This is a genomic window from Methylobacterium sp. D54C (genome assembly GCF_053345595.1).
Genome location: NZ_JBKFAK010000002.1, coordinates 325,353 through 340,375 on the forward strand (window position 1 = coordinate 325,353; position 15,023 = coordinate 340,375).

The 15,023-nt window shown below is 72.3% G+C and carries 18 protein-coding genes; 10 read left to right on the forward strand and 8 right to left on the reverse strand.

Translation table 11 applies throughout. The features are described 5' to 3' along the window. Positions 1-11 precede the first annotated feature (11 nt). Positions 12-194, forward strand: a complete 183-nt coding sequence (locus ACLBYB_RS06860) for a hypothetical protein (RefSeq protein ID WP_091676367.1) — start codon at positions 12-14, stop codon at positions 192-194. Positions 195-266: 72 nt separating this feature from the next. Here the strand turns inward: ACLBYB_RS06860 and ACLBYB_RS06865 are convergent, their stop codons facing one another. The 4 genes from ACLBYB_RS06865 to ACLBYB_RS06880 form a co-directional block, all read right to left on the reverse strand. Further along, a complete protein-coding gene (locus tag ACLBYB_RS06865) occupies positions 267-1,301 on the reverse strand; it encodes a glycosyltransferase (RefSeq protein ID WP_447698318.1) in 1,035 nt (344 codons plus the stop codon). Next, a complete protein-coding gene (locus ACLBYB_RS06870) occupies positions 1,298-2,392 on the reverse strand; it encodes a glycosyltransferase (RefSeq protein ID WP_447698319.1) in 1,095 nt (364 codons plus the stop codon). The genes ACLBYB_RS06865 and ACLBYB_RS06870 overlap by 4 nt, the downstream gene beginning before the upstream one ends. 107 nt (positions 2,393-2,499) lie before the next feature. Then, positions 2,500-3,594: a glycosyltransferase gene (locus tag ACLBYB_RS06875; RefSeq protein WP_447698320.1), complete on the reverse strand. Its 1,095-nt coding sequence runs from the start codon at positions 3,592-3,594 to the stop codon at positions 2,500-2,502. After that, complete coding sequence (locus tag ACLBYB_RS06880; RefSeq protein WP_447698321.1) at positions 3,591-3,791, reverse strand: hypothetical protein; 201 nt, start codon at positions 3,789-3,791, stop codon at positions 3,591-3,593. Before ACLBYB_RS06880 ends, ACLBYB_RS06875 begins: the two co-directional genes overlap by 4 nt. A 133-nt stretch (positions 3,792-3,924) precedes the next feature. Here ACLBYB_RS06880 and ACLBYB_RS06885 point away from each other — a divergent pair, with 133 nt between their 5' ends. Then, positions 3,925-4,905 (forward strand): SPFH domain-containing protein, encoded by a 981-nt coding sequence (locus ACLBYB_RS06885; RefSeq protein WP_056531508.1) that lies wholly within the window; start codon positions 3,925-3,927, stop codon positions 4,903-4,905. A 5-nt stretch (positions 4,906-4,910) separates the two neighbouring features. Continuing rightward, on the forward strand, positions 4,911-5,366 hold the full coding sequence (locus ACLBYB_RS06890) for an NfeD family protein (RefSeq protein ID WP_447698322.1): 456 nt from the start codon (positions 4,911-4,913) through the stop codon (positions 5,364-5,366). Positions 5,367-5,375: 9 nt separating this feature from the next. On the opposite strand, the gene ACLBYB_RS06895 is transcribed toward ACLBYB_RS06890, so the two are convergent. Further along, entirely contained in the window at positions 5,376-8,255 is a 2,880-nt protein-coding gene (locus ACLBYB_RS06895) for a phosphoenolpyruvate carboxylase (protein ID WP_447698323.1), read from the reverse strand. A 232-nt stretch (positions 8,256-8,487) separates the two neighbouring features. Between ACLBYB_RS06895 and ACLBYB_RS06900 the strand changes: the two genes are divergently transcribed. Together ACLBYB_RS06900 and ACLBYB_RS06905 are read left to right on the forward strand one after the other, a co-directional pair. Next, the gene (locus tag ACLBYB_RS06900) at positions 8,488-8,790 is read left to right on the forward strand and encodes a hypothetical protein (RefSeq protein WP_056531515.1); all 303 of its coding nucleotides are present in this window, start codon (positions 8,488-8,490) and stop codon (positions 8,788-8,790) included. Then, on the forward strand, positions 8,787-9,506 hold the full coding sequence (locus ACLBYB_RS06905; RefSeq protein WP_447698324.1) for a hypothetical protein: 720 nt from the start codon (positions 8,787-8,789) through the stop codon (positions 9,504-9,506). The genes ACLBYB_RS06900 and ACLBYB_RS06905 overlap by 4 nt, the downstream gene beginning before the upstream one ends. A gap of 3 nt (positions 9,507-9,509) precedes the next feature. Here the strand turns inward: ACLBYB_RS06905 and ACLBYB_RS06910 are convergent, their stop codons facing one another. Then, positions 9,510-9,869 carry a helix-hairpin-helix domain-containing protein gene (locus ACLBYB_RS06910; protein ID WP_091676385.1) on the reverse strand — a complete coding sequence of 120 codons (360 nt, stop codon included), beginning with the start codon at positions 9,867-9,869 and terminating at the stop codon, positions 9,510-9,512. A 225-nt stretch (positions 9,870-10,094) separates the two neighbouring features. On the opposite strand from ACLBYB_RS06910, the gene rpmF reads away from it, so the two are divergent. Further along, the gene (gene rpmF / locus ACLBYB_RS06915) at positions 10,095-10,283 is read left to right on the forward strand and encodes a 50S ribosomal protein L32 (protein WP_003601373.1); all 189 of its coding nucleotides are present in this window, start codon (positions 10,095-10,097) and stop codon (positions 10,281-10,283) included. 19 nt (positions 10,284-10,302) lie between these two features. Here the strand turns inward: rpmF and ACLBYB_RS06920 are convergent, their stop codons facing one another. Together ACLBYB_RS06920 and phaR are read right to left on the reverse strand one after the other, a co-directional pair. After that, positions 10,303-10,617 (reverse strand): hypothetical protein, encoded by a 315-nt coding sequence (locus ACLBYB_RS06920; protein ID WP_447698325.1) that lies wholly within the window; start codon positions 10,615-10,617, stop codon positions 10,303-10,305. A gap of 93 nt (positions 10,618-10,710) precedes the next feature. Then, on the reverse strand, positions 10,711-11,307 hold the full coding sequence (gene phaR, locus ACLBYB_RS06925) for a polyhydroxyalkanoate synthesis repressor PhaR (protein ID WP_056531522.1): 597 nt from the start codon (positions 11,305-11,307) through the stop codon (positions 10,711-10,713). Between the two features lie 325 nt (positions 11,308-11,632). On the opposite strand from phaR, the gene ACLBYB_RS06930 reads away from it, so the two are divergent. From ACLBYB_RS06930 to ACLBYB_RS06945, 4 genes are all read left to right on the forward strand, one after another. After that, positions 11,633-12,817: an acetyl-CoA C-acetyltransferase gene (locus ACLBYB_RS06930; RefSeq protein WP_447698326.1), complete on the forward strand. Its 1,185-nt coding sequence runs from the start codon at positions 11,633-11,635 to the stop codon at positions 12,815-12,817. Positions 12,818-12,931: 114 nt separating this feature from the next. Then, the gene (gene phbB / locus ACLBYB_RS06935) at positions 12,932-13,660 is read left to right on the forward strand and encodes an acetoacetyl-CoA reductase (RefSeq protein ID WP_447698327.1); all 729 of its coding nucleotides are present in this window, start codon (positions 12,932-12,934) and stop codon (positions 13,658-13,660) included. A gap of 507 nt (positions 13,661-14,167) precedes the next feature. Next, a complete protein-coding gene (locus ACLBYB_RS06940) occupies positions 14,168-14,566 on the forward strand; it encodes a hypothetical protein (protein WP_447698328.1) in 399 nt (132 codons plus the stop codon). A gap of 21 nt (positions 14,567-14,587) precedes the next feature. After that, a complete protein-coding gene (locus tag ACLBYB_RS06945; RefSeq protein ID WP_447698329.1) occupies positions 14,588-14,827 on the forward strand; it encodes a hypothetical protein in 240 nt (79 codons plus the stop codon). The last annotated feature ends 196 nt before the right edge of the window (positions 14,828-15,023 follow it).

The window sequence follows — 15,023 nt, forward strand, 5'->3', positions numbered from 1 at the left end:
GGGAGGGGTCGATGAGCATTTTTCAGATTAGGCAGAAGAAGAGCGGCGCGGTGCTCTGGACGGGAGCGGCCGACGACGAGCAGACGGCCCTCGACGCCATGGCGCGCGAGGCGGGCTATCGCGACTTCTCGTCCCTGCCGGACACGATCCGCGCCGACGGGATCGAGGCGGCGAAGCTCGACCTGATCTCCTGAGTCCGGACTTGAGTGCGGACTGAGGCACCCGCGCCGGCGCGGCGACCGCCCGCTCCGTCGCGGCCCGGCCGTTCAGAGATCCGCGACCAGGGTCTGGATCGTCGCGGCGCAGGTCCGGACCGCGTCCGGGTCGTGCAGGCCGCCGATCACCGATGGGTCGATGGCGCGGGCCGCCGCGATGAGGCCAGGCCACGCCGCGGCCGACGGCCAGCCGGGATGAACGATCGCGGCCCCGAGCCGGGCCAGCGCCTCGGCCTTCTCGGTCTGCTCCCCGTAGGCACGCTCCTCCGGGAGGCAGACGAAGCGCTTCCGATGCGCGGCCGCCAGGGCGACCACGCCGTCGCCGCCGCCGCCCACCAGCAAAGCCGCTCGCGCGACCCGCGCCTCGACGTCCGGGACCCAGCCGTGCAGGTGCAGGTTGCCGGGGACGGCGCCCGAGCCTGATACCGGCCCCAACACGTGCCACGGCCGGTCCGGCACCGCCCGCGCGGCCGCGGCGAGATCCGCGAGGTCGCCCCCCGCGCCGCCGCGGCCGAACACGACCACGATCTCGCGGCTCGCCTCGGTCGGGGCCTGCGCCGGCGCGCCGAGGAAGCCGGCATAGAGCGTCTTGGCGCGAACCCAATCCGGCACGCCCGCGCCGTCGAGCGCCTCGGGGAAGGGGGCGAGCAGCCGCGCCGCGCCGCGGAAAGCCTCCAGATGCGGCCGGTCGGTCCGGGTTCCGGCGAGTCGCACCACCAAAGTCGGGACCGAGAGCAGGCGCGCGAACAGCGCGACCTCCACCGAGACATCGACCACGAGGAGGGCCGGATCGGCCCGCTCCGCCCAGGCGGCGATGCGCGCCATCCGCGCGCGGACCCCCGGATGGTTGAGCGGCGCGTAGTGCAGGGCCTCGGGCCGCTCGGTCGCGCCGTCCCGGCCGTCGAAGGCCGCGTCGCCGAGGGGGCGGTCGTCGGGCAGGTCGACGGTGTCGAGGCCGGCGGTGTCGAACCCGGTCAGAGTGCCGAGGATCGTGCAGGGCCGGTCCAGGGCACCGGCGACGGCCCGGGCCCGCTGGAGATGGCCGGCGCCCTGGTGATGGACGTACCAGCCGATGCCGCGGGTCACGCGGCGTCCCTCAGGGACGACGCGAGGGCGTCGAGATCGGCGACCGCCTGGTCGAGGGCGCAGTCCCGCGCCGGCGGGCTGCGCGACTCGAGGATCCGGTCGGCCCGCTCCACGAAGGCGATGTCGTTCGGGCAGGCCCCGACGGCGGCGAGGTCGTCGGCGTCGAGACCGAGCCGTGCGCAGGCCGCAGCGCGGGCCTGCGGGTCGAGGTGGAAGGCCCGGCGCAGGGCCGCGCGGCGCAGGATCAGCGCCTGCCAGTGCGCGGCCTCCGGCAGCAGGTAGGCCTCCCCGTCGAGGACGCGGGTCCGGCGCAGCATCTCGGTGGCCATGCCGCCCGAGACCCGCCCCTGGTGGCGGGACGAGACCAGCACCTGCACGTCCGGGCAGTGGCGCAGGCGCGCGCCGTTGGCGCGCAGCAGCCCGACGAGGGCGTTGTCCTCGCCGCAGGGCAGCGCCGGCAGCCCGCCGACCGCTCGGTACAGGATCGCGGGCACGGCGAGGCTCGCGCCGGTATGGTCGCCGTGACGGGGGGCGGGATCGTAGGGCGGCGGGTCGAGCAGGTCCTCCAGGCGTCGGACGCCGGACCAGTAGCGCTCGATGCGCGCGTGCAGGTCCGTCAGGGCGGGGTCCGGCGTGCCGTCGTCGTCGATCACCAGCCGGCCACCGACGATGTCGGCGGCCTCCAGCGCGCGGAGATTGGCCGCGACCCACTCGGCCGGCAGGCGGGCATCCGCGTCGGTGGTGAGGAGGATGCCGTCCGGCTCCCCGTCCGCCTCCAGCCAGTCGGCCCCGGCATCGAGCGCCATGCGCCGCGCCGTGCCGACATGGGCGTCCGCGCCGCCGAGCTCGACCGCGATCAGCCGGAGGGTCAGGGTCGCGAGGATGCCCGAGGCCTCGACGTCCCGCACCGCCTGGACGGTCCCGTCCGTGCAGTTGTTGGCCAGCACCACGACGCGCAGGGGCGCCCGCGCCGAGACGCCGTTCTGCGCGGCCAGGGAGGCGAGCAGGCGCGGCAGGCGCTCGGCCTCGTTCCGGGCGGGGATGCAGACGACGCAGGGCGGTGGGGCCGGATGGTCGGCGTCGGTGGTCATGGCAGGTCTCCCGTGGCACCCTCGTGCGCCGCGGAGGTCGGGGGCGGCCCGTCATGCCGCCGGGCTCCGGGCTCGGGTGCGGATTGCGGCGCGCGGATCCGCGCCGTTCAGCCGCGTCCTCCGGCGACGCGCAGGGCCGGCCGTGCCCGCTCGGCGCAGCGCGCGATCACGGCGTCGTAGGCCTCCAGGTAGCGCCCGGTCATGGCGGCGGCGTCGTAGAGCGCCTCGGCGCGGTTGCGGCAGGCCCGGCGCGACAGGCCGGCGGCCTCCCGGATCGCCACCGAGAGATCCTGCGGGTCGTCCGGGCGGGCGAGGCGGCCGCAGGACGCATCCAGGATGTCGGGCATGGCGCCGCGCCGGAAGGCGGCGACCGGCGTGCCGCAGGCCAGGGCCTCCGCCACGACGAGGCCGAAGGGCTCCTCCCAGCGGGGCGAGACGATCGCCACGCGGGCCCGGCCGAGATGATGGGCGAGGTCCCGGTGGGAGAGATGGCCGAGATGCGTCAGGTCCGGCCCGAGACGCGGGGCGATCTCGGCGGCCCAGTAGCCGGGATTGAGCTTGGGACCCGCGAAGATCAGCGGCAGCCCGGCGGCGCGCGCCGCGTCGATCGCGAGGTGCAGCCCCTTCTCGGGCACGATCCGGCCCGACCAGAAGGCGAAGGGCGTATCGTCGGCAGCGTGTGAGAACGCGAAGGTCGAGAGGTCCACGCCGTTGTCGACCACCTGGGCGCCGGGCACGAGATGCGCCCATTCCTGCGCCAGCGACGGGGACACCGCCAGAAAGGCCATGTCGGGGTCGGCCTGGACGACGCCGCCGACCAGGGAGTCGAAGGGCGGCGTGTGCAGCACGGTGACCCAGGGCAGGCCGAGCCGGGCGCTCTCGCGCAGCGGCAGGGCGTGCAGCGCGTTGTTGTGGACGAGATCGAAGCCTCCGGCCGCGACCATCTCCATCATGCGCCGGTAGGCGTCCTCCTCCTCCCGGTCGATCGCCTCCTCCCGCTCCGGGTCGAGGAGCGCGTCCCCGGTCGGATCGCAGAGCATGACCGGGTCGAGCGCCGGGTCGGACCCGCGGCTCGCGAACAGCGTGACGTCGTGCCCGTGCCGCTTCAGCGCGACGGTCAGGAGATGCGTGTGCATCTCCAGGCCGCCGGCGTAGGGCTGGCCGATCGGGTATTTCAGATGTGCGAGGACAGCGATCTTCACGCGCGCACCGAGTCCGGTTGGGTGGGGATTTCTGCCGCCCGCAGCGGCGCGAAAGGACTTCTTTCCGCAGCGAGGGTGGCGGGGATCATGCCGAATATTTCTTCAACAAGCGTTGCGTTGACGGGGTCGGAGCGACGACGAACGCGACGCTTGCCGGCTTCGTAAGCGCGGCGGCCTGAACCATTGATGATCGACATCCGCGGGTGACCGTTCACGCCGCGGCGCGGCACGCCTCCGGGCTGCCCCGCGGACACGCGGTCGCGGAGCCCCGAGCGGCCTGTTAGGCTGCACGGCCGCGCCGGCCGTGGCGCTGTCAGGGGAGGGGTGTCGATGGGGCTTCCGTTGGGGCTGAGCGTGTTCGCCGTGGGCTTGGCGGTGCTGGCGATCATCACCCTGGCCGCGGGCGTGAAGATCGTGCCCCAGGGCCACGTCTACACGGTGGAGCGCTTCGGCCGCTACGCCCGCAGCCTCGACGCCGGCCTCGGCCTGATCACGCCCTTCGTCGAGCGGATCGGCCGCAAGGTCAACGTGATGGAGCAGGTCATCGACGTGCCGAGCCAGCAGGCCTTCACCCGCGACAATGCCGGCGTCACCATCGACGCGGTGGTGTTCTACCAAGTGCTCGACGCGGCGCGCGCCTCCTACGAGGTCTCGAGCCTCGACCTCGCGGCCACGACCCTGACCATGACCAACATCCGCACCGTGGTCGGCTCGATGGATCTCGACCAGCTCCTCGCCCACCGCGACGAGATCAACGAGCGGCTGCTCCGGGTGATGGACGCGGCGGCCTCGCCCTGGGGCGTCAAGATCAACCGGATCGAGATCAAGGACATCGTGCTCCCGGCCGACCTCGCCGGGGCGATGGCCCGGCAGATGAAGGCCGAGCGCGAGAAGCGCGCCTCGATCCTGGAGGCGGAGGGGCAGCGCGCCGCCGAGATCCTGCGGGCCGAGGGGCGCAAGCAATCGGCGATCCTGGAGGCGGAGGGCCGGCGCGAGGCCGCGTTCCGCGACGCGGAGGCGCGGGAGCGCTCGGCCGAGGCCGAGGCGGCGGCGACCGGGATGGTCAGCCGGGCGATCGCCGAGGGCGACATCGCGGCGGCGAACTTCCTCGTGGCCGAGAAGTACGTCGACGCGGTGCGGGCGATCGCCACCGCGCCGAACCAGCGGGTCGTGGTGGTGCCGATCGAGGCGGCGGCCCTCGCCGGCACGCTCGGCGGCATCGGCGAGCTCACCCGCACGGTCTTCGGCGACGGCGCCGCCGCGCCCCGGCGCACCGGGACCCCGCCGAACGTCGCGGCGCCGCGGGCCTGACGCCGGTGACGCTCGATTCCCTCGCCGGAACCCTCGGGGCCCTCGGGGCGGCCTGGAGCTGGGTCATCGCCGGCCTCGTGCTCGCCGGTGCCGAGATCCTGCTGCCCGGCGTGTTCCTGATCTGGCTCGGCCTCGCCGCCGTCGCGACCGGCCTCGCGGCCGCGGCGCTGCCCATGCCCTGGCAGGGCCAGACCCTGCTGTTCGCCGGTCTCGCCGTCGCCTTGGTGGCGCTCGCGGCCCGCCTCCAGCACCGCGGCAGGCGGGCCGGGCCGGACCTGAACCGCGCCGACCGCGGCCTGATCGGGCGCGTGGGCGTGCTCGACGAGCCGATCGTGCGGGGCGCGGGCCGGATCCGCTTCGACGACACGCTGTGGCGGGTCGAGGGGCCCGACCTGCCGGCGGGCCGCCGGGTGCGCGTCACCGGGATCGGCGGCACGGTCCTGCGGGTGGAGGCGGCCTGAGGGCCGCGCCTACCCGAACGCCCCGACCTCGTGCTGGATCATCCCCGAGATCTCCCGCACCTGATCGAACATCCGGCGGATCGGCTGGAACAGGTTGGCGTGCTCCGCCTCGTAGGTGCCGACGTCGCGCGGGCCGGCCGGCTCGCCGAAATTCAGGCCCAGCGTCGGGTCCGGCGTCACCGGGAAGATCGCGTCGAGGAGCTTCAGGCAGCCGTCGATGTCCAGCCGCAGGAAGCGCTCCAGCAGCTGCTCGCGGGAGATGCCCGCCTGCGGCCGGAAGCCCGGGATGTGCACCGCCAGGAACCAGATCCGATGGATCAGGGCGAGGCGCAGGGCGTGGAGCAGCGTCAGCCGGGCCGACATGGCGGGCAGGTCCGGGGCGGCCGCGCTCAGGGCGAGCCAGTCCCGGGTCAGGCGTCCGAACAGGTTCCGCAGCGCGGGGGCGAGGTCGAGGCGCTCCAGCGCCCCCGAGATCACCACCAGCTCGTCCCGGCGGAAATCCTTCTGGGTGCGCCGCGCCCGCTCCAGCCACACGGCCGGATCGAGAGTGTCGATGTAGGCCCGCAGCACGTCGAGGTCGCCGACTGAGGCGGCGTGCTGGACCAGCCGGAAGGCCCGGGAGAAGCGTGCCGAATCGCGCCGCATGTCGCGGAACAGGTCGGGGCCGCGCTGGGCCGCCCGGCCGATCCCGTGGAGGGAGTTCGCCAGGAAGCCGAGCTGGTGCAGGATCGCGTTGTTGGGGATCGCCCGCATCTGGCGCGGATGGGTGATCCGCGCAGGGCCGCCATTGTCGGTCTGGCGCGCCACCGGGCGCGACCCGGTCCGGTCGATCAGGCTCGGGCCGAAGGTGCCGAGGAGCGCCGCGTAGCCCGGGTCGTCGACCAGCGACTCCATGTCCTGGCGGGCTGCGGTGAAGAATTCGAGGGCGAAATCCGGCTCGGCGTAGATCGGGTCGACCTTGCCGTCGGAGGCCTTCGGCCGGTCGTTCAGGGCGTAGTCCGGGAACGAATCCTCCTCCGTCACGTCGAGCGCGTAGACGTGCTCGGCGATGCGGGCGACGCTGGCGCGCGCCAGCGCCTCGGTGCCGTACAGCAGGTAGCCGTCGGTGCCCTGGAAGCTCGATTCGAGCCGGACACGGATGCCGGCCTTGCGGGCCCGGTCCCGGGCATCCTCCGGGGCGAGGTAGGCGAGGCGGTCGCGCAGGGAGGTCGGATGCGCGCCGCGCCCGATCGACTCGCCGTGCGTGTCGAAGATCGCGAGCTCGACGTCGGACAGGCCGTTCTGGACCAGCATCTCGGTGATGCGCAGCCGCAGCCGCTCGATCCAGAAGGTCGCCGCGAGCTGGCCGACGTAGCGGCCCGAATCGGAGTAGCCGAACTGCACGGTGAGGCGGCCGATGCGCTTCAGGTACTGGCGCCAGTGCGGGTTGCGCAGGGCGTCGTCGAGCACCCGGATGCCCTGCTCCAGCGCGCTCGCCGTCTCGAACAGCGGCGTGATCTCGAGCTTGTCGGCGATGCCGTAGTGGCGCGCGAGCCAGAGGGCGGCGAGCAGGGTGTAGCCGGTCTCGGTCTCGGCGATGAGGAAGCGCACCGGATGGGTGCCGTCCACGTGCTTGAGGATCTGGGCGATCGTCATCATCAGCCGCGCCGCCGAGGCCCGCTCGGCCGCGAGCGCCCCGAAATCGACCGCCACCGGGCGGACGTCGTTCAGCAGCGTGTGGATCGTCGCGAGGTGCGAGCGGCGGCGGGCCGCGTCGGTGGGCTCGCCCTCCAGGTCGATCACCCGCCGCACCGCGTTGTGGATCTGGCTGGCGTTCAGCCGGAAATGCGGCAGGGCGTTCGACAGGCCGTGCGTCGCGACGCCCGCGCGCAGGACGGCGATCCGGCGCTGGTCGGCCGCGTCGTCGGCGGCCTCCAGGGCCTTGGTCAGCGCGGCGACGAGGGTGCCGGCATCGGTCTGGGCGCGCTCGCGCTCGATGATGAGCGCCAGGGCGAAGCGGTGCACCGCCTCCAGGGACGGCTGGTCGCCGAGGCGCGGCGCCACGGTGAGCTGGCGGTTCACGGCCGCCAGGGCGTTCTCCGCGAGGGCCCGGACCTCGCGGCAGGCGGGGATCTCGGGCAGGTCGCGCATCACCCGGTCGAACTGCATGCGCTTCGAGATCAGCCGGTAGCGCAGGGTGTCCCACCAGCCGATATCGGTGCGCCCGTCGGTGTCGCAGCCGACCCAGCTGGCGATGGCGAAGGGGCGGGGCGTCAGCTCGGTCCAGCGGTCGGGCCAGCGGGCGCGGGCGGCGTCGAGCACGGCGCCGTTGAAGGCGTCGAGGGCGAGCCGGCCGTTATTGGCCGCCGCGCAGGCCTGCTCGAACTCGACATCCAGGGTGATCGGGGCGTCCGGCCGGGTCGACAGAGCCGCCGCGCGCGTGACCAGCCCGGCGCGGTCCCTGGCGTCGGGCAGGCTCGCGGCCTCGGCGAGGAGGCCCGCGACGGCTCGGGGCATGCCGAAGGTGGGGTGGGCCGTGAACACCACCGCGAAGGCGGTGCGGTGGATCAGGGCCGCGAAGGCCTCGACGCCGTCCGACCGGTCGGGCGCCGCCGCCACGAGCCGCGCGGGGATCGCCGCCTGCGGATCCTCCGGCCCGGCATCGAGCCCGACATAGGCCCGCAGCCGTTCCGCCCGCGCCGCCAGCGCTGCGGCACGCAGGCGCACGAACAGGCCGTCGAGGTCGCCCGTCGAGATCTCGTTCCGGTCGAAGCGCCGGGTGATCGCCAGGGTCACCGCCAGGACGGGATTGCGGAACGGGTCCTCCCGGGCCTGATCCCGGGCGGCCTCGATCAGTCCGAGGAGGTGCGCCTCCAGTTCCTCGGGCTCGCGGCTCGGCTCGTGCTGCATCGGTCGGTCCCGGCTCCGGTCTGCCCGCATCTACCCGGTCCGGCGGCCCACGCAAGGAGCGTTCCGCACGTGACCCGGGACTGACCGGCTACTGACCGAGGACGTGACCGGGGACGTGACCGGGGACGTGACTTGGGACGTGAGGGGACACACAACCGCGACGCAGCGGGGCGATATCGACGATGGGATGGGGTGGCGGCGGCCTGAACCGCAGGCTAGAGCTGACCTCCTGATGGAGCGCCTGTTCATCATCCTGGCTATTCTGGTCTTCGCTGTCGCCATCGTCGCCGTGGCCGCGATGGCGGCGCGCGGCCGACGCGAGCCCCTGCGCATGGGTTCCGAACTCGACATCGAGGACGAGGACCTCGTCCTCGGCTCGGTCGGACCGCGCAAGAGCCCGATCGACCGCAGCGCCCAGGTGCTCGACCCGCGCGTGCTCGATCTGGACGCGATCGAACTGGAGCCGATCCGCGCCCTCGACCGGACGCAGCGCGACGCGGCGCTCCGCGGAGATCCGCCGGGAGCCGGGCGATGAAGCGATGTGCGCGCGGGGTGGCCGGGCTGCTGCTCGCCGGTCCTCTCTGCCTGTCGACGATGCATGTGACGGCCGCGCCCGCCGGCAAACCGGCGGCGGGAGTTCCGGCGCCGGCCGCGCCTCCCCAGGCTGCGCCCGCGCAAGTCGCGCCTGCACCGGCCGCGCCCGCCGCGACGGCGCCGCCGGGCCAAGCCGCGCCTCAGGCGGCGAGCCCTACGCCCGCCGCCGGCCCGACCCTCGAGCAGCCCTGCGGGACGCAGGCGGCCCGCTTCGAGAGCGCCAAGGGGTTCAAGATGGTGATCACGCGGGCCGGGCAGGTCCGCACGACGAACCCGCTCAGGCCGCTCACGCCCGAGGTGAACGAGGTTCTCCAGGTCGTGATCGCCGGAAAGGTCGCCACGGCCTACGGGCCCGATTTCACGACGCTGCGGCGCGGCGGCGCCGCGTCGGGTGTCGAGGCGATGCTGGGCAGCCCGATCCACTGGGAGCCGACGCTGCCGACCTTCCCCGACCCGATCGCGATCGTGAGCGAGGAGGGGACGCCCCTGGCGCAGCTGACCTTCCGCGCCTGCGAGGCGCCGCCCGCCGTCAAGGCGCCGAAGGTGCCGAAGGCCGAGGCCCGCAAGAAGGCGCCCCGCCAGGCGGCACCGAAGGCCGCAGCGGCCCCGAAGACGCCCCCCGGCTTCTCCATGCCCCAGGGGGCGATCGCCGAGTAGCGGCTACTTCTGCTTGGCGATGATCTTGTCCTTGATGCCGTCGTAGACGCTCTGCGGGATGATCTTCTTGGAGACGAGATCGTCCTTCCCGCGATACGGCCGTCCCTTGATGATCGCGGCCGCGCGCGCCGCGCCGATACCGGGCAGCGCGTCGAGCTCCTCGGTGCTGGCGCTGTTGAGATCGATCAGCGCCCCCTTGGCGGCGTTCGGCGATCCGGCGACGGGCGCGCTCGGGGCGGCAGGCTTCGCGGGGGCCGTCGGTGCCGCGGTCGTCGGCGCCTGCGGCGCCTGCGCCAGGGCCGGGGCCGCGACGAGGCTCGACAGGAGGGCGAGGAGGGCGAGGGTCTTGGTGGAGGAAGCCATGGCGTTCTCCCGAGGGGCGCGGCCCGCACCGCGGTGCCGTCCGGCCAGATCTGCGCCGCTCCGCTTGAACCCGCCCTTAACGGTTGTGGTCCGGCACCCCTAGTCACGGGCCGGCGCCGGAGCTATAAGCCCGGCCTCATCCGTATCCCGCGGTGTGCGTGGCGATCCTCGATCGAGGAGCCGCCCGCGCGCCGCTTTGTCCGCGGCGTCACGAAGGATCCAGCCATGGCCGTTCCGAAGCGAAAGACCTCCCCCTCCCGCCGCGGCATGCGCCGCTCGGCCGACGCCCTCAAGGCGCCGACCTACGTCGAGGACAAGGATTCCGGCGAGCTGCGCCGTCCGCACCACATCGACCTGAAGACTGGCATGTACCGCGGCCGTCAGGTCCTGAAGGTGAAGTCCGCCGAGGCCTGAGCCTCGCGAAGGCGGCGCCTCAAGCGAGGCGCCGCGCGGCCTCCGCGTAGCGCGCGGCGGCCATCCGGGTCCGTTCCAGGCGCGACGGCAGCAGCGTCGGATCGCCCGCCGTCAGCAATTGCGCGATGAAGCCGGCGCGGGGTCTCCCCGCGGCCGCGCGTTCCGCTGTCCGGGGGGCGGGCGGCTCATCGGACCGGCCGCCGTCGATCAGGGCGAGCGCCTGGACCTCCGTCCGCGCCGCCTCGGGGGAGGCGTTCGCGTCCGGGACCGGCGCGCGCCGGGTGGGGCGGACCTGTGTCGGGCCGAGACGGCTGACTGTTCCGATACGCACCATGCGCACATTCTCCGCACGTTTCCGTGCCCGTGTCGCAAAGGTGGGGCCGACGTTTACCGATCGTCAACCCTTCGTCCGATCGGTCCGGCCGAATTACTTTTTCGCGAGCGCCTCCAGGCGCTGCTGCATCTCCAGCATCTGGCGCTTGAGATCGTCCAGCTCGCCGCCCCCGTAGGTCGCGGGCTGAGTCGCGGCCGGCGCGGTCGGCTGGGCTCCCGGCGCGGGCGGGGCGAAGCCCGTGAACATCTTCATGGCATCGCCGAAGAAGTTCATGTTGGTGCGCACCTGCTGCTCGATGGCGTTCTGGAACGCCGCCGGGCCGAAGCTCTGGGCGAATTTCTCGCGCAGGCCGTCCTGGTCCTTGGCGAAGTTCGCCATCGAGAATTCGAGGAAGCTCGGCACCATCGTGCGCATGCTGTCGCCGTAGAAGCGGATCAGCTGGCGCAGGAACGCCACCGGGAGCAGGTTCTCGGCGCCGGCCTTGTTCTCCTGCTCGAAGATGATCTGCGTCAGGACCGAGCGGGTGATGTCGTCGCCCGTGCGCGCGTCGTAGACGACGAAATCCTCGCCGTTCTGCACCATCGTGGCGAGGTCCTCCAGCGTCACGTACGTCGAGGTGCCGGTGTGATAGAGGCGCCGGTTGGCGTACTTCTTGATGACGGTCTGGGTGGCCTTGACGGTATCCGCCATCGGGAACGGCCTTTCTGGACTCGGGACCGGGGGGCGTTGCAGACGCGCGGTGCTGTCTGACGGGGGCTGTCTTCGCGCCCGCAACACGATCCTTAAAGCCTTCCCCGGGCGCAGAAAACAGCAAACTGCAGCTGTTCAACGCAGAATAATGCAGAGTGGTCGGGGCGGTCGCGCCATTTCAGTCTCGCGGTCGCGTCATCGGCGCGTTTGGCGCGTTGATCCACAACCTTGACTTCGCCCACCTCAGGCCCTTCATCCCAGGGCCGGCACAGAGCGCGCCCCGGGACGTGGAAGGCGCGCCGGCTCGCGAGAGGAGAACGTTCACATGGCAGGCAGCGAAGAGATCGTCATCGTCGGGGCGGCGCGCACGCCGGTCGGCTCGTTCGGCGGCGCCTTCGGGGCGGTGCCGGCCCACGAGCTCGGCGCGACGGCGATCAAGGCCGCCCTGGAGCGCGCCAAGGTCTCGCCCGACGAGGTGGACGAGGTGATCTTCGGCCAGGTCCTCACCGCGGGCGCCGGCCAGAACCCCGCCCGGCAGGCGGCCATCAAGGCCGGCATCCCCGAGAAGGCCACCGCCTGGGGCCTCAACCAGGTCTGCGGCTCGGGCCTGCGCACGGTCGCGATCGGCATGCAGCAGATCGCCAACGGCGACGCCAAGGTCATCGTGGCCGGCGGCCAGGAGTCGATGTCGCTGTCGCCCCACGCGCAGTACCTGCGCGGCGGCCAGAAGATGGGCGACGTGAAGCTCGTCGACACCATGATCAAGGACGGGCTCTGGGACGCCTTCAACGGCTACCACATGGGCCAGACCGCCGAGAACGTCGCCCAGGCCTTCCAGCTCACCCGCGAGCAGCAGGACCAGTTCGCGACCCGCTCGCAGAACAAGGCCGAGGCCGCCCGCAAGGAGGGCCGGTTCAAGGACGAGATCGTCCCCGTCACGGTGCCGGGCCGGAAGGGCGACACAATCGTCGACACCGACGAGTACATCCGCGACGGCGCCACCATGGAGGCGATGGCCAAGCTGAAGCCGGCCTTCACCAAGGACGGGACCGTCACCGCCGCCAACGCCTCCGGCCTCAACGACGGCGCTGCCGCCCTCGTGCTCATGTCGGCCTCGGAGGCCGAGCGCCGCGGCCTGACCCCGCTCGCCCGGATCAAGTCCTGGGCCACCGCGGGCGTCGACCCGAAGGTGATGGGCACCGGCCCGATCCCGGCCTCGCGCAAGGCCCTGGACAAGGCCGGCTGGAAGCCGTCCGACCTCGACCTGATCGAGGCGAACGAGGCCTTCGCGGCCCAGGCGCTGGCCGTGAACAAGGACATGGGCTGGGACGACGCGAAGGTGAACGTCAACGGCGGCGCGATCGCCATCGGCCACCCGATCGGTGCCTCGGGCGCCCGCGTCCTCGTCACCCTGCTCCACGAGATGAAGCGCCGCGACGCCAAGAAGGGCCTCGCCACGCTCTGCATCGGCGGCGGCATGGGCGTGGCGATGTGCGTCGAGCGGACCTGATCGGTCTGTCACGACAGTATCGGCCCACAACATAGACTTAAGGCCGAAGTCAGAAAAAATCGCGTGCGGACGCCATCCGCACGCGGCATCAAGTGATGCGAACAGGAGGAAACAATGGCTCAAGGACGCGTCGCCCTCGTGACGGGCGGCACCCGCGGTATCGGCTCGGCGATCTCGAAGCGGCTCAAGGATAAGGGCTACAAGGTCGCCGCCAACTACGCCGGCAACGACGAGGCGGCCAACGCCTTCAAGGCCGAGACCGGCATCCCCGTCTTCAAGTTCGACGTGGGCGATCTCGCGAGCTGCGAGGCCGGCATCAAGGAGATCGAGGCCGAGCTCGGCCCAGTGGACATCCTGGTGAACAACGCCGGCATCACCCGGGACGGTGCCTTCCACAAGATGACGTTCGAGAAGTGGCAGGCGGTCATCAAGACCAACCTGGACTCGATGTTCACCTGCACCCGTCCGCTGATCGAAGGCATGCGCAGCCGCAACTTCGGCCGCATCATCATCATCTCGTCGATCAACGGCCAGAAGGGCCAGGCCGGGCAGACCAACTACTCGGCCGCCAAGGCCGGCGTGATCGGCTTCGCAAAGGCGCTCGCGCAGGAGAGCGCCTCGAAGGGCATCACGGTCAACGTGGTGGCGCCGGGCTACATCGCCACCGAGATGGTGATGGCGGTGGCGGAGGACATCCGCAACAAGATCATCTCCACGATCCCGACCGGCCGCCTCGGCGAGGCCGACGAGATCGCCCACGCGGTCGAGTATCTCGCCAGCGACGAGGCCGGCTTCGTGAACGGCTCGACGCTGACCATCAACGGCGGCCAGCACTTCGTCTGATCGCCGCGGGCGCGCCGGATCGACCCGGCGCGCCCGCCCTGTGGGCGAGCCGCCCCACCGCGCCGGACGCGCATCTCTCCGTCCGGTGAGCGTTCCTTCCGACACTCCGCGCGGCCGAGCCCGACGACGGCGCTCCTAGCGCCGGGCCCCGCCTGCCGGCGACCGTCCCGGGCCGCGCCGGTCCGGCCCACGCGCCGCGCGCGCCGCCGGCCGTGGTCGCGGGCCCGCACCATCCGACCCATCAAGCGTGACGAAAGTCCTTCCCCGCGTGCGGAATCGCGCGTTGGGCGGGATAACGGGCATTGCGGGCAGCGATCGAGCCGCCGGCCCGCGTGTTCTGAGACACGAACAATTCGAACGGCCTCGTATAGACCTCCTTCCATCGGCTCACGGATGGTCCTGCCGATAGAAATCGAGGTCCTGAGGATCATGAACAACTGGTTTCACGGTAAATTCGGCGTTCAGTTTATCGGCGCGAGCCAGAATTGTTCTTCCCGCACGACCGCGATGCGTGACGACCGCTCCGCGCTGCCCGCAATCGCGAAGCTCGGCCTCGCGGCGGCCTGTGCCCTGGGGCTGGCGGCCTGCGTCACCCCGCAGGAGCGCCACGCGCTGGATCAGAACCAGTGCTACGCCTTCGGCTTCGAGCCCGGCACCGACGGCTTCGCCGAGTGCATGATGGGGCTCCACCAGCAGCGCGCCGTCGCCCAGTCCAACAGCAACCTGTACTGGCAGGCGCAGCTCGCCGAGCATAACCGCCGCCGCGAGGCCCAGCAGGACCTCTACAAGGTCATGAGCCTGCAGCGCACCGGCGACGCGCGGTTCCCCGTCTGCGGCGCCTCCTCGGACGGCGGCATGGATCGCCGGACCATGACTTGGTACGGCCCGAACTGCCGCGCCCGCTGATCCGGATCGAGGGAGGTCCCCATGTCCGACATGACGACGCGCGGCCCGCGCAACCCGAGCCGGATCATCTTCGTGACCGTGGCCCTGATCGGCATCGCCGTCGGGTTCGCGACCGCCAGCCTCGCTTGGTTCACGCTCGCGGTCCTCGGCTCCGCCGCGCTGACCTGCGCGGGCTACGGCCTGATCCGGCGGCGGCTCGGCTGGAGGCCGCTGAGCGGTGAGTACCTGTTCAACCTCCTCCACGTGCTGAGCCCGCACTAGGCGGACACCGCGCACGGCCCCGCGGTCGCGCCGCGGGGCTCATCGGCGGGCGGCGCAGGTCCACGAAGACCTGGCCGCGCCGCGCCCCCATTCCCCAGACAGCTTCGCCTCCGAGGCCACCATGACGCTCGCCCTCATCATCACCGGCTTCCTGATCGTGAACTTCGTGATGGCCGGCCTCTTCTCCCTCGTGGCC

Bases quoted from the DNA above. Each gene is read 5' to 3' on its own strand.
- ACLBYB_RS06860 (WP_091676367.1), top strand. From the start codon at position 12: ATGAGCATTTTTCAGATTAGGCAGAAGAAGAGCGGCGCGGTGCTCTGG.
- ACLBYB_RS06870 (WP_447698319.1), bottom strand. From the start codon at position 2,392: ATGACCACCGACGCCGACCATCCGGCCCCACCGCCCTGCGTCGTCTGC.
- ACLBYB_RS06880 (WP_447698321.1), bottom strand. From the start codon at position 3,791: ATGTCGATCATCAATGGTTCAGGCCGCCGCGCTTACGAAGCCGGCAAG.
- ACLBYB_RS06885 (WP_056531508.1), top strand. From the start codon at position 3,925: ATGGGGCTTCCGTTGGGGCTGAGCGTGTTCGCCGTGGGCTTGGCGGTG.
- ACLBYB_RS06895 (WP_447698323.1), bottom strand. From the start codon at position 8,255: ATGCAGCACGAGCCGAGCCGCGAGCCCGAGGAACTGGAGGCGCACCTC.
- ACLBYB_RS06900 (WP_056531515.1), top strand. From the start codon at position 8,488: ATGGAGCGCCTGTTCATCATCCTGGCTATTCTGGTCTTCGCTGTCGCC.
- ACLBYB_RS06905 (WP_447698324.1), top strand. From the start codon at position 8,787: ATGAAGCGATGTGCGCGCGGGGTGGCCGGGCTGCTGCTCGCCGGTCCT.
- ACLBYB_RS06910 (WP_091676385.1), bottom strand. From the start codon at position 9,869: ATGGCTTCCTCCACCAAGACCCTCGCCCTCCTCGCCCTCCTGTCGAGC.
- rpmF (WP_003601373.1), top strand. From the start codon at position 10,095: ATGGCCGTTCCGAAGCGAAAGACCTCCCCCTCCCGCCGCGGCATGCGC.
- ACLBYB_RS06920 (WP_447698325.1), bottom strand. From the start codon at position 10,617: ATGGTGCGTATCGGAACAGTCAGCCGTCTCGGCCCGACACAGGTCCGC.
- phaR (WP_056531522.1), bottom strand. From the start codon at position 11,307: ATGGCGGATACCGTCAAGGCCACCCAGACCGTCATCAAGAAGTACGCC.
- ACLBYB_RS06930 (WP_447698326.1), top strand. From the start codon at position 11,633: ATGGCAGGCAGCGAAGAGATCGTCATCGTCGGGGCGGCGCGCACGCCG.
- phbB (WP_447698327.1), top strand. From the start codon at position 12,932: ATGGCTCAAGGACGCGTCGCCCTCGTGACGGGCGGCACCCGCGGTATC.
- ACLBYB_RS06940 (WP_447698328.1), top strand. From the start codon at position 14,168: ATGCGTGACGACCGCTCCGCGCTGCCCGCAATCGCGAAGCTCGGCCTC.
- ACLBYB_RS06945 (WP_447698329.1), top strand. From the start codon at position 14,588: ATGTCCGACATGACGACGCGCGGCCCGCGCAACCCGAGCCGGATCATC.